We start from the raw sequence: 12,407 nt of genomic DNA, 5'->3' as shown, positions 1-12,407 counted from the left end.
TGGTGACCTCCGCGCTGCTGACCCAGCCACCGCTGCACGAGGGACTGCCCCCGAGCGGGGCCCCGGCCCGCGTCGCCCGGCTGGAAGCGCTGCTGGGCGACCCCGCCGACCCGGCCAACCCGGCCGGCTACCGGGCCCTGCTGCACGCCGACCGGCGGGCCGCGCTGTCCGCCGACGCCGAGGGGCTGCTCGACGACTTCGGCATGAGCCACGAGTTCGTGCCGACGGAACTGGGCGGCCGCTTCGACTCCGCCGAGACCCTGCTGCGGGTGATGCGCGCGGTCTTCCGCCGCGACGTCGCCCTCGGCGCCGGTTACGGCATGACCACCTTCATGGCCGCCTCCGACGTGTGGATGCAGGGCAGCGCCGACCAGCGGACCTGGCTCGCGGGCCTGCTGCTGGCGGGCTCCAAGGCGGCCATCGCCCAGCACGAGACCGCCCACACCAACGACTTCGTGCGCAGCGGGGTGCGCGCCGAGGTGCACGCCGACGGCCTGTCGGTCACCGGCGTCAAACCGGTCATCAACAACCTGCACCGCGCCGACGCCCTGGTGCTGTTCTGCCGCACCGAACCGCAGCCGGGCACCACGGGCGCCCACTCGGTGCTGCTGCTCGATCCGCACACCCTGCCCGCCGACCGCTACCGGGTCACCCGCCGTCCCGCCACCCTCGGCCTGCGCGGCTGCTTCTTCGCCGGAGTGGAACTCGACGCCTGCGCCGTCCCCCGCGACAGCCTGCTGGGCCCCCTGGGCGGCGGGGTGGTGACCGCCCTGCGCTCCTTCCAGGTCAGCCGCACCCTCATGGCCTCCATGGTGTCCGCGGCGGTGGACACCGGCCTGCGCACCGCCGTCCTGGTCGACCGCAGCCAACGCCCCGGCCGCACCGGCCTGGACCCCACCGACCCGCAGCACACGGCGGGCACCCTCGCCGGGGCCTTCGTCAACCTGCTGCTCTACGACTGCATGGCCGTGGTGGCCACCCGGGCGCTGCACCTGCTGCCCGCCGAGACCAGCATCTACTCCGCCGCGGTCAAACTGCTGCTGCCCCAGGTGCTCAGCGACACCATGTACGACCTGGCGACGGTGCTCGGCTCGCAGATCTACACCCGCGAGGGCACCGTCGGCATCTTCCAGAAACACATCCGCGACGTGCCGGTGGTCAGCCTCGGACACGCCGGAACGGCCGCCTGCCAGGCGACGATCATCCCCCAACTGCGGTCCCTCGCCGAGAAGTCCTGGTTCACCAGCGCCGAGGCACCCGCCGCACTGTTCCGTCCCGGCGCTCCGCTGCCGCCCTTCGACTACGGCCAACTGTCGCTGGCCTGCGGCCGCGACAGCGTCAGCGCCTCCCTGCTGGCCACCGCCGCGTCCGTGCCCGGCTCCACCGCCGTCGAGCGCACGCTGCGCAACCTGGCCGGCCAGATGAGCGCCGAACTGCACGAACTGCGCAGCCGGGTACTGGCACTGCCGCCCCCCGACGCCGCCCATCCGGTGGGCCCGGCCTGGTTCGCCCTGACCGACCGCTACGTGCTGGTGCTCGCCGCGGCCTGTGTCCTGGGCGTGTGGCACCACAACCGGGGCGGCCCCGACCCCTTCCTGGCCGACCCGGCGTGGGCCGCCGCCGCCCTGCACCGCATCGCCCGGCGGCTGGGCATCCCCGCCGCCGACCTGCCCGCCGAGTGCACCGCCCGGGTCCACCGGGAAGTCCTGGCCCGCTACGGCGACCGGCGCAGCTTCGACCTGCACAACACACCGATTCCGGGCTGAGCACGGGCCCGTACCAGGACAAGGAGCCTTCAGGGATGACTCCCTCCCCGCCGTGGCACACCGAGGCCCCGCTCCACCAGTGGCTGATCACGCACCTGGCGGTCTACCTGGACCGGCTGCCCGAGAACATCGAGTCGACGGTGCCCCTGGCCGAGTACGGCATGGACTCGGTGTGCGCGCTCAGCCTGTGCGGCGACATCGAGGACGACTTCGGCATCGTCGTCGAACCCTCGCTCGTCTGGGACCATCCGACGGTGGCCCACCTGACGGCCCATCTGACCTCGCGCGGCGCGGACCCCGACCGGTGGCAACGGTGAACGCCGTCGCCGTGGTCGGACTGGACTGCGTCTTCCCCGCGGCCCACGGCGTCGAGGCATACTGGGACCTGCTGATGCGCGGCGGCGACGCGATCGGCCCGCTGCCCGAGGACCGCCGCGGACCCGGCTTCGACGACACCGTCCAGGGCGGCTTCGTCGACACCGTCACCACCTTCGACAACGACTTCTTCACCATCGCGCCCCGCGAGGCGGCCGCCATGGACCCGCAGCAGCGGCTCCTGCTGCAGTGCGCCTGGCGGGCCCTGGAGGACTCGGGCCGCGCCCCCTCCGCGCTGGCCGGCAGCGACGCCGGTGTCTTCGTCGGGGTGATGGGCAGCGAGTGGGCCCAACTGCACATGGGCGACTACGCGCGGGTCACCCCGCAACTGGGCGCCGGCAGCAGCGCCGGCATGACGGCCAACCGGATCTCCTACCACCTCGACCTCAAGGGCCCCAGCCTCGCGGTGGACACCGCCTGCTCCTCGTCCCTGGTCGCCGTGCACCTCGCCGTCAACTCACTGCTGTCCGGCGAGTGTTCCACCGCGCTGGCGGCCGGCGTCAACATCGTGCTCACCCCCGCGCTCGGCATGGTCTACCAGCAGATGGGACTGAAGGCGCCGGACGGCCGCTGCAAGCCGTTCAGCATGGACTCCGACGGCATCGGCCGCAGCGACGGCGTCGGAGTGGTGGTGCTGCGCCGGCTCCAGGACGCGCTCGACGACCACCAGCGCGTCTACGCCGTCATCCGCGGCACCGCCGTCAACCAGGACGGCCGCAGCAACGGCGTCAGCGCACCCAGCCGCTGGTCCCAGCAGGCCGTGGTGGCCGCGGCCTACCGCAGGGCCGGCGTCGACGCGGACCAGGTCCGCTTCGTCGAGGCACACGGCACCGGCACCGCGCTCGGCGACATCATCGAGTGCGCGGCCCTCGGCGAGGTCCACGCGGTGCCCCGCGACGAACCGTGCGCGATCGGCTCGGTCAAGGGCAACATCGGCCACACCGAAGGCGCCGCCGGCATCGCCGGCCTGATCAAGACCGCCCTCGCCCTGCACCACCGCATCGTGCCCGCCAGCCGCTTCGCCACCCGCGAGAACCCCCAACTGCGGCTCGCCGAGCGGGGACTGAGCCTGCTCAAAGCCCCCCTGAGGCTGCCGGCCGAGGAAGTGGTCGCCGGAGTCAGCAGCTTCGGCATGGGCGGCACCAACGCGCACGCCGTCCTGGCCTCCGCACCCCGGATGCCGGTCACCGCCGTGCGCGGGCCGGCCACCGCCGGGGCGTTCACGCTCTCCGCCGACACCCCCGAGGCACTGCGCCGCAACCTCACCGCCCAGGCCGAAGCACTGGCCCGGCGCCCGCGCGGCGACGCCGCCTCGGTGTGCTGGACCAGCAACCAGGTCAAGACCGGCCTGCCCTACCGGGCCGTGTTCACCGCACGCGACACGGCCGAACTCGCCGACACCCTGCGCACGGCCGCCGCCGACGAACACACCCTGGCCCGCGTCACCGACCGCGCCCTGCGCCCGCCCGCCGTCGCCTTCCTCTACCCCGGACAGGGCTGCCAGGAGCCCGGCATGACGGCCGCCCTCTACCGCGAATCCGTCCTCTACCGGCGCCACCTGGACGACGCCGACGACGCGCTGCGCCCCCACACCGGTGACTCCGTACGCGACCTGATCCTCGCCGACGACCCCGCGATCCACCACGCCCGATGGGCCCAGCCCGCCCTGTTCGCGGTCGCCCACGCCCTCACCAGGACCCTGGCCGAGCTGGGCGTGGTGCCCGACGCCGTCCTCGGCCACGGCACCGGCGAACTCGCCGCCGCCGTGGCCGCGGGGATGCTGACCCTGCCGGACGCCGCACGCCTGGTCGCCGCCCACGCCACCGCGGCGCACGAGCTGCCCGACGGCGGCATGCTGAGCGTGCGCGCCACCCCGCAGGAGACCGCCGGCATCCTCGCCGCCCACCCCGGCCTGTTCCTGGCCGCCACGGACGGCCCGCACGACACCGTCCTGTCGGGCACCGCCGACGTACTGCGACAGGCCGCCGCGGACCTGGCCGCACACGGGCTGAACACCCGCCGCCTCCCCGTCCCGCACGCCGCCCAGGGCTCGGCGGACACCGCCCTGGCGGCCCGGATCGCCGCCCTGGCCGGCCCGGTCACGGCCACCGCGGCCCGCATCGCCCTGGCCTCGGCCCGCCACGGCCGGATGCTGCGCGACGAGATCCCGGACACCGCGTACTGGGCGGACCTGGCCGTGCAACCGGTCCGGTTCGCCGACGCGCTGTCCGCCCTGATGACCGAGGCGGCCCCGACCTGCCTCGTCGAACTCGGCCCCGCCGCACACCTGTTGAGCCTGGCCAGGCAGGGCGACCTGCCCATGGGCATCCGGCTGCTGCACCCCGCCCCCGGCCGGGCCGCCACCTTCACCGACCTGGCCGAGACCGTGGGCGGCCTGTACCTGAGCGGCGTCGAACCGTGCTGGGACGCCCTGTACGAGCCGGCCCACCGCCGCACCGAACGCCTCGCCCCCTACGTCTTCTCCGGCGCCCACCGCTTCGGACAGAGCGCCGCGGCCCCGACCGCCGCCCAGCCCGCCGCACCGGCCACCACCCCGCGGCGGGAGAGCACCGGCGTGAGCCGCCCGCCGCACCCCGGCGGCCCCGACACCCCCGCGGACCGGCCCGACCCCGCCCTGAGCGCGGTCATCGAAGCCGTCGTCGAGGTCGGCGCCTACACACGCGAACAGGTCAACGCCGAGGCCCGCCTGTACGAGGACCTCGGCTTCGACTCGGTGATGATCATGCAGTTGAAGAACCGGATCGAACAGCAACTCCCGCAGGGCGCCGACATCACCGTGCCGCAACTGCTGCCCGCGCTGAAGTCCGTGGGCGCCCTCGCCGCCTTCGTACGCGAGCTGACCAGCACGGGGGGCACGGTATGACAGCACGCACCGCACTCATGCACATCGCCGGCACGGGCAGCGCGCTGCCCGCCGAACCCGTCGACAACGCGGCACTGAGCCGCGCCTTCGGGATCAGCGAGGACTGGATCGACCTCTTCGTGGGCACCGGCACCCGCCACTTCGGCTGGGACCTGGCGACCGGAAAGGTCACCCACACCCTCGGCGACCTGTGCGCCGAATCCGCGGCCCGAGCGCTGGCCGCCGCCGGACTGGCCGCCGCGGACCTGGACTTCCTGGTGCTGTCCACCGCCACCCCCGACACCCTGCTGCCCACCACCGCCAACGAGACCGCGGACCGGCTGGGCCTCAACCACCTGCCCACCTACCAGATCCAGGCCGGCTGCTCGGGCGCCGTCCAGGCCCTCGACGTGGCCCGCGCCCTGCTGGCCGGCGGCCACCGCACCGGCCTCGTCGTCTCCGGCGACGTCACCGCCCGCTTCCTCCAAGCCGGCCGGGACGCGTCCACCCTGGCCCGCCAGGAACTCGTCAACTACGTCCTGTTCGGCGACGGAGCCGCGGCCGCGGTGGTCACCGCGCGGCCGCACGGCGACGCCCTCGCCGTGCACGGCCTGCTGCACCGCTTCGCGGGACGCGGACGCCCGCCGGGACAGATCGTGGGCTGGCACGGGATCACCGAACCCGACCCGGACCGGCAGATGCTCTTCGAGGACTACAAGACCATCGAGGAAGAGGTACCCGCCCTCGCCGGCGAGATCGTGTGGGAACTGCTCAGCACGGCGGGCTGGACCCCGCAGCAGATCGACGCCGTCCTGCCGCCCCAGCTGTCAGGGCACATGACCGACCGGATCGTCGCCGGCCTCGGCCTGCCGCCCGGCTGCCGTGAGGTCTCCTGCGTACGCGACACCGGCAACACCGGCAACGCCCTGCCCCTGCTCCAGCTCGACCGGCTCATGGACCGGCTGGCCCCGGGCGAGCGCGCCCTGTCCGTGGTCGTCGAGTCCAGCAAATGGGTCAAGGCGGGGCTGGCGCTGGAACGGCCCGCCGGCCCCGGGGAAGAAGGACACACCCGATGACCACCGCCCTCGACGAACTGCGCACCCTGCACCGCACCGGCCGGCTGGCCGCGGCCTACCCCGACGTGGCCCCGCTGCTGACCGGCGTCACCGACGCCGCCGACCGCACCGAGGAACAGACCGCCGACGAACTGACCCGCTGCGGAAGCCTGCTGAGCCGGCTGAACCCCGACGACGTCCTCGCCCACCACCCGCACACCCCCGTGCCCACCGTGGCCGTCACCGGCCACTCAGCCACCGCCCAGCTCACCGACCCGCTGACCGCCGAACTCGCCCGGCACGGCCTGCTCGGCCGCCTCGTCACCGGCGACCACGGGGCCTACCTGCGCGACCTCACCGACGAACACAGCGAACTGCGCCGCCACCGACCGGAACTGACGGTATGTGTGCTCGGCGCCGAAGCCGTCCTGGAACAGCTCCCGCCGCCGTGGACCGTCGACGACGCCGAACAGGCCTGCGCCCGGCTCCTGGACCAGCTGCGCGGCGTCGCCGACGCGCACACCGCACACGGCACCGGAGTCCTGGTCCTCAACACCCTTCCGCTGCCCCGCGCCGCCACCCACCAGATCATCGACCAGCGACAACGCGCCCTGCTCGGCGCGGTGTGGCGGGAGTTCAACGCCCGCCTGCTGCGGCTGACCTCCGAACACCCCGCCCTGGCCGTCGTCGACCTCGACCCCCTCGTCGCCGCCACCGGACCGGCCACCGACGCCCGGCTGGCCCTCTACACCCGAAGCGCCTTCAGCGCCGCCGTCTTCGCCGCCCTGGCCCGCGAGGCCGTGCACGTGCTGCGCGCCCGGCGCGGCATGACGAAGAAGTGCCTGGTGCTCGACCTCGACCACACCCTGTGGGACGGCGTGCTGGCGGAGGACGGACCGGACGGCATCACCTGCGGACCCACCCCCCAGGGCGAGCCCTACGCCGCGCTCCAAAGAGTCGCCAAACAGCTCGCCGCCCAGGGCGTGCTGCTCGCCGTCAGCAGCAAGAACGATCCCGGCCCGGTCCAGGACGTCCTCGCCCACCACCCCGAGATGACGCTGCGCGCGCGGGACTTCGTCAGCGTGCAGGCCGGCTGGGACCCCAAGGACACCGCCCTGCGCACCATCGCCGGGCACCTGGGCATCGCGACCGACGCCCTGGTGTTCGCCGACGACAGCCCCGCCGAACGCGCCCTGATCCGCCACCGCCTGCCGGACACCCCCGTCGTCCCGCTGGGCACCGAACCGGCCTGGCACATCACCCGGCTGCTGGCCGACGGCTGGTTCGACACCCCCCACGTGACCGACGAGGACCGCGGCCGCGCCGAGCGGTACCGGGACGCCGCCGCCCGCGCCCGGATGCGCGGCACGACCGGCTCGCACGAGGAGTACCTGCGCGAACTCGGCATCGTCGTCCGCATCTCCCCACCCCGCCCCCACGAACTGCTCCGGGTCTCCCAACTCTCCCTGCGCACCAACCAGTTCAACCTCACCGGCGAACGCCTCCCGCCGGAGCGCGTCCTCACCGAAGGCCGCCGCCCGCTGACGGTGCGCGTGAGCGACCGGTACGGCGACAGCGGCCTGGTGGGCGCGCTCTTCACCCGGCGGACCGCGGACGGCCTGACCATCGACAACATGCTGCTCAGCTGCCGGGTACTGGCCCGGGGCATCGAGGACGGCTGCCTCGCCGCGGTGCTCGCGCACGCCCGTGACCTGGGCCTGCCCGCGGTCCGCGCCCGCTACCGCGCCACCCGCGGCAACGGCCGGGCGAGCGGCTTCTACCCCTCACTCGGCTTCGTGCCCGACACTCCCGGCGACAGCCCGCAGACACTCTTCCGGCACGATCTGAAGGACATCCCCGCCCTGCCCGGTCACCTGACCGTGGAGGCCGACTTCGAAGGAGACGCCGATGAGTCGTGACAGCACGGCCGACCTCGCCGGCTTCCTCGAAGCGGTGCGCGACGGCCTGGGCCTGGACCTGACCGAGGAACAGGCCGCCGCGGACTTCGACCTGCTGCCCGACTGGGACTCGGTGCACCTGCTGCGCCTGCTGATGCTCCTGGAACGCGAGACGGGCCGCAGCGTCCCGGTCGGCCGCCTGCTCAAAGCCCGCAGCGTGCGCGAGATCCACTCACTGGTCACCACCGAAGGGGGGGACACCCGATGAACGCCGTCGGCGGGGGCCTGATCGGTGTGACAGCGGAGGACAGCGACTGGACCGCGGTCCGCGAGGACCTGCGGCGCTACGGCACGGCGGTGGTCCACGGCCGGCTCGCCGACTGGCGCCCGCGAGCGCCGGACGGTCCCGCTCTGCGCGCCGTGCTGGGCCGGGACTGGTCGCGCTATCGCGACATCGGACACCCGGACACCCAGAGCCGGTACGCGGCCTCGCGGCGGCTGCTCAAACACGCGGCCGCGGCCGCCCTGCGGGCCGAGGCGATCGACCTGGAACTGGCCTACGGACCGACCGGACGGCCGTACCTGCGCGGCTGCGACCAGATCGACATCAGCCTCAGCCACACCGACGACCTCCTGCTGGTCGGCCTGACCAGCAGCGGCCTGATCGGCGTGGACGCGGAACGCGCCGACCGCAGCATCTACGCCCGGGGCCTGGCCCGGCTCATCTGCACACCCGACGAGCAGCGGATGCTGTCGGGACTGCCGGAGCCGGAACGCAATCCGAGCCTGGTGCGGCTGTGGACGCTCAAGGAGGCCTACAGCAAGGCGATCGGCCAGGGCATGCAGTTCCGCTTCAACGAGTTCGGCTTCGGCCCGCAGAGCCGCCCCGTCCAGCTGAACCGGCCCGACGGTACGCCGGGAGCGGGCGACGAGTGGACACTGCGGACCCTCGTCCTCAACAGCGGCGGCACCGAGTTCGTCGTGAGCATCGCGGTCTACGACGCCGGCATGGGCCGCACCCTGGACACGGAGATCACCACGATGCTCGACGCCGAGGCCGTCGCGGCCATCCAGGAGGCGCTGGACGCCGAACAGGAGGACTGGTCACAGATCCTCGACGACTGACACCGCCGCCTCCGTCACCGCCCTCCCCGCCTGGGTCAGGGCGAGCGTCATCGCGACCAGCGGCCGCCCCAGCGCGTCCTGCCCGGCCGACTGCGCCACCGCGACACACCGCAGCGGCAGATCGGGCTCCGCGTGGCCCCGGAAGTGCGTGTGCAGGGCCACCGGCGCACAGTGCCGCGGATCCAGGCCATGGAGCCGGTGGGCGGTCAACAGCGATGTCTGACGCAGCACTTCGAGCAGCAGCGCCGACGAGGGCACCTTGTCCGGCCGGGCCGCGCCGGCCCGCCACGTGTGGGGCGCGAGCACCGCCGCGGACAGCCGCTGGCCGTTGATCGTCACCGGGGACCGCAGCAGGACGTTGGCGGCGCTGGCGCGCCCCACGTCCGCGGGAGCGGGGCCCGGCGACGTGTCGATGGTGTCCTCGTGACCGGGATGCTGCTGCCCGGCCGTCGCGAGGACGGTGTGACGGGAGTGCTCACGGTGGCTGCGGTGCGCCATCGGGGCGAGGAAGAGCAGATTGGCCGAACCGGTGCCCGCCGCGACCCCGTCGATCTCCAGGCGCGCGTCGAACTCCAGGGCCCGCGGGACTCCGGAGATCACCTTGTCCGGCCGCACCCGCATCGTCGTCGTCAGGGTGCCGGGGCCGGAATGACGGCGCCAGGCACTGACCTCGTCCATCTCCAGGCCGAACCGGTAGAAGATCGGCACCCGGTCGGCCGCGACCCCGAAGTGGGCCTGACCGATACCCCCGCTGACCTGGCGGACCATCGCCATGGCCGCCTGCAGATCGTGGAAACGGTCGTGCCCGTCGTTGAACAGCGGGTGAGAGGTGGGCAGTTCACCGGTCAGGACGAACTCCTGGGACCGGTCGTCGGGGCTGTCGGGCGTCTGGGGGCCGAAGCACTGCGGCCGGTGCACCAGATGGCGGCTGCCGTGTCCGTACCCCGGCGGCGCGGACCGGGAAGTCTCCAACGCCTCACTCTCCTCGGCGGTGTCCTGGCTCGATGTGACTGGTCGTACCAGCCTGCCGGAGCGCGGGGCGGGAAGGCCACTTGCGTCCGGTGACAGGTTGTGGCCTGGCATGCAGTGCCGGACCGGTTCACTGGAGGTCCGGCAGCCCCGTCAGCGCGATGTGCACCCCGGCCTGGAAACGGCTGTTCGCGTCGACACTCAGCATGATCTGGGAGATGTACCGGCGGCAGGTGCGCACCGACATGCCCAGCCGGCGGGCCACGAGCTCGTCCTTGTAGCCCTGCGCCATGAGCCTGATGATCGACCGCTTCAGGTCGTCGGTGATCTCGCTGCCGTCCTCGGCCCCGGGGACGAACTGGGTGGCCCCGGACCACAGATGCTCGTAGACCCGGCAGATGAAGGCCACCAGGGTCGGCTCGCGCACCACCACCGCCCCGGGGGCCCGGCCGCCCACGTGCTGCTCGGGGAGGAAGGCCACCTCCCGGTCGTAGATGACGATCCGGTCGATCAGCTCGTCGGTGGTGCGCACCTCGGCCCCGTGCTCGGTGATCGCCCGCACGTAGGAGGCGGTGGCGAGGTCGCTGCGCGCGGTGTGCTGGTAGAGGTGGCGTATCTGCACCCCGCGTCTGAGCCGCTCCAGGGTCCTGGGCCGGGCGTTGGCCAGGAGGCTGGAGGGGCGGGCACCGCCGGGCTGCGCGCTGAGCATCTCGGTGCGGCAGCGCTCGCCCTGCTCGTCCAGCACGGCCTGCAGCGCGTTGATGTCGCTGATCACGTCGAAGGCCTCGGCCTGGTTGCGCTGCTGGCGGCTCTCGAAGTACGTCGCGCGCAGCGCGCCCATCTGGTCACGGATCTCGGTGACCTCCCGCTGCAGGTCCCGTATGCGGCCCTCGGCCGGTCCCACGAGGTCGGCCACGGCCGTGTCGGGGCTCACCGGCACCAGCAGTTCCGGCTCGCCGGGCAGCGGACGCAGCAGGCTGAGCGCCGTCAGACGCTCCTCGACTTGTGCCACCTTTTCCAGGGAGACGCCGAGGGCGGTCGCCATCTCCTCGCGGACAAAGCGGCCCAGCAGGACCGCATTGCGGTACGCCTTCGCTTCTGCGTCATCCAGCATGGCGAAAGCGCCTGCAGGGAGAGAGCTTTCAGGCACTGGAGGCTCGCATTCCCGCGCGACGGAACTTCTTGTCAGGCAACTTTACGACATCAGGAATGGGTTGGGCGGAGAACCCCGGTCGGCGAGTCTTGCTGCTGCAAGGCCAACTGTCGAACATGGGGGTAGCTATGAGCAAGCTTGTACTGCGAATCACGACCGCCGGACTTCTGGCCACCGCGGGATTCATCGCCGCGCTCGGGGCCAACATTACGGTTCCCGCCATTGCGCACGGCCAGGTGGCCGTCTCGTCGCCCTTCCCGGCGCATTCCGTGCACGCCGCGCCGCTCGGGGACGACCAGTGGGGCTGATGAATCAGCTGTGACGCGGGCGGGCCGGTGCTTCCCGGGCCGCCCGTCGGCATGTCCGCAAAGCGGGCTTTGCTCATGTTTCACCCCGACGGGCCGGCCCCGACCAGCCGGCCCGTCGAGCCGGCCCCGACCAGCCGGCCCCGAACGGTCGGACGGCCCGCCGCGGAAACCGGCGGGCCGTTCTGCTGTGCGGGGCCCGGCCGTGCCGGTGCCGGGCCCCGGGAGCGCACGCCGCGGCCCGCGGCGGACCGTGCCGCGGCCTCCCGGCCCCACCGCGGCGGCGGGCCGGGTGACGTGCCGGTACGTGCCGCGACGAGGCTCGCTCCGGCGTGAGGCGCGGCCCCGGCCCCACTCCCGCCGGGCGGCCCGGGGACTGTTGGACACCTTGGCCAATTCCGGCTGTCACACATGACTTGCGCGGTCCGGGGCATCCGGTCCTGGACGACGTAATGCCTGTTCGGTGGCCCGGACGGCGCCCACGGCGCGCCCGCCGGGGGCCACCCGGCGCGGGAGTCGGCCGGTCCCCGGCGGCCTGGCCGGATCCCGGGGCCCGGCACGCCCGGCCGGCGACTCGCGGGACACGGCGGCCGGGCCCCGCGGGCCGTCGCCGGACGCTGCCCGACACTCTGCCCGTAAGGCTCTGGACGAGATGCCCGCTCCTGTGCATGGCGGCGGCCTGCGGGCCTGGTGGAGAGGTCCGTACCGGGCGGTCGGTCGGCTGTGGCGGCGATGTGCGGGCAAAGCGGTCCCGGGTTCCCGGTACGGCCGTCATCGGCGCGGCCGGCGGGATCCTCCCGGACCCGCCCTCGCCCGTCACCGGCCCGCCTGATCCTCCGGCGCCGGTCCGGACCTGCGCGTCGTCCTCGGCGGCGGCGTCCCGGCGCCGGGACGGCGG

At 73.5% G+C, this 12,407-nt stretch carries 10 protein-coding genes; 8 read left to right on the top strand and 2 right to left on the bottom strand.

Annotation, left to right across the window (positions count from 1 at the left end):
* Positions 1-2: 2 nt before the first annotated feature.
* The 7 genes from ACFVTC_RS16005 to ACFVTC_RS15975 are packed head-to-tail and all read left to right on the top strand — an operon-like array spanning position 3 to position 9,082.
* Positions 3-1,766 (top strand): acyl-CoA dehydrogenase, encoded by a 1,764-nt coding sequence (locus ACFVTC_RS16005; protein WP_390127260.1) that lies wholly within the window; start codon positions 3-5, stop codon positions 1,764-1,766.
* A gap of 35 nt (positions 1,767-1,801) precedes the next feature.
* Positions 1,802-2,083, top strand: a complete 282-nt coding sequence (locus ACFVTC_RS16000) for an acyl carrier protein (RefSeq protein WP_351725730.1) — start codon at positions 1,802-1,804, stop codon at positions 2,081-2,083.
* Positions 2,071-5,025: a type I polyketide synthase gene (locus tag ACFVTC_RS15995; protein ID WP_390127258.1), complete on the top strand. Its 2,955-nt coding sequence runs from the start codon at positions 2,071-2,073 to the stop codon at positions 5,023-5,025. Before ACFVTC_RS16000 ends, ACFVTC_RS15995 begins: the two co-directional genes overlap by 13 nt.
* On the top strand, positions 5,022-6,080 hold the full coding sequence (locus ACFVTC_RS15990) for a 3-oxoacyl-[acyl-carrier-protein] synthase III C-terminal domain-containing protein (RefSeq protein ID WP_390127256.1): 1,059 nt from the start codon (positions 5,022-5,024) through the stop codon (positions 6,078-6,080). Before ACFVTC_RS15995 ends, ACFVTC_RS15990 begins: the two co-directional genes overlap by 4 nt.
* The gene (locus ACFVTC_RS15985) at positions 6,077-7,978 is read left to right on the top strand and encodes an HAD-IIIC family phosphatase (protein ID WP_390127254.1); all 1,902 of its coding nucleotides are present in this window, start codon (positions 6,077-6,079) and stop codon (positions 7,976-7,978) included. Before ACFVTC_RS15990 ends, ACFVTC_RS15985 begins: the two co-directional genes overlap by 4 nt.
* On the top strand, positions 7,968-8,225 hold the full coding sequence (locus tag ACFVTC_RS15980; protein WP_390127252.1) for an acyl carrier protein: 258 nt from the start codon (positions 7,968-7,970) through the stop codon (positions 8,223-8,225). The genes ACFVTC_RS15985 and ACFVTC_RS15980 overlap by 11 nt, the downstream gene beginning before the upstream one ends.
* Entirely contained in the window at positions 8,222-9,082 is an 861-nt protein-coding gene (locus tag ACFVTC_RS15975) for a 4'-phosphopantetheinyl transferase family protein (RefSeq protein ID WP_390127250.1), read from the top strand. The genes ACFVTC_RS15980 and ACFVTC_RS15975 overlap by 4 nt, the downstream gene beginning before the upstream one ends.
* Here ACFVTC_RS15975 and ACFVTC_RS15970 read toward each other — a convergent pair.
* Positions 9,062-10,054 (bottom strand): AfsA-related hotdog domain-containing protein, encoded by a 993-nt coding sequence (locus ACFVTC_RS15970; RefSeq protein ID WP_390127248.1) that lies wholly within the window; start codon positions 10,052-10,054, stop codon positions 9,062-9,064. The genes ACFVTC_RS15975 and ACFVTC_RS15970 overlap by 21 nt on opposite strands.
* A gap of 127 nt (positions 10,055-10,181) precedes the next feature.
* Positions 10,182-11,165 (bottom strand): hypothetical protein, encoded by a 984-nt coding sequence (locus ACFVTC_RS15965; RefSeq protein ID WP_168525204.1) that lies wholly within the window; start codon positions 11,163-11,165, stop codon positions 10,182-10,184.
* A 167-nt stretch (positions 11,166-11,332) separates the two neighbouring features.
* Between ACFVTC_RS15965 and ACFVTC_RS15960 the strand changes: the two genes are divergently transcribed.
* Positions 11,333-11,512 (top strand): hypothetical protein, encoded by a 180-nt coding sequence (locus ACFVTC_RS15960; RefSeq protein ID WP_390127246.1) that lies wholly within the window; start codon positions 11,333-11,335, stop codon positions 11,510-11,512.
* Positions 11,513-12,407: the final 895 nt, after the last annotated feature.

Origin of the sequence: Streptomyces sp. NPDC057950 (assembly GCF_042887295.1) — a bacterium.
Lineage (GTDB): Bacteria > Actinomycetota > Actinomycetes > Streptomycetales > Streptomycetaceae > Streptomyces > Streptomyces kaempferi.
This window is presented reverse-complemented; position numbering and strand designations above follow the sequence as displayed.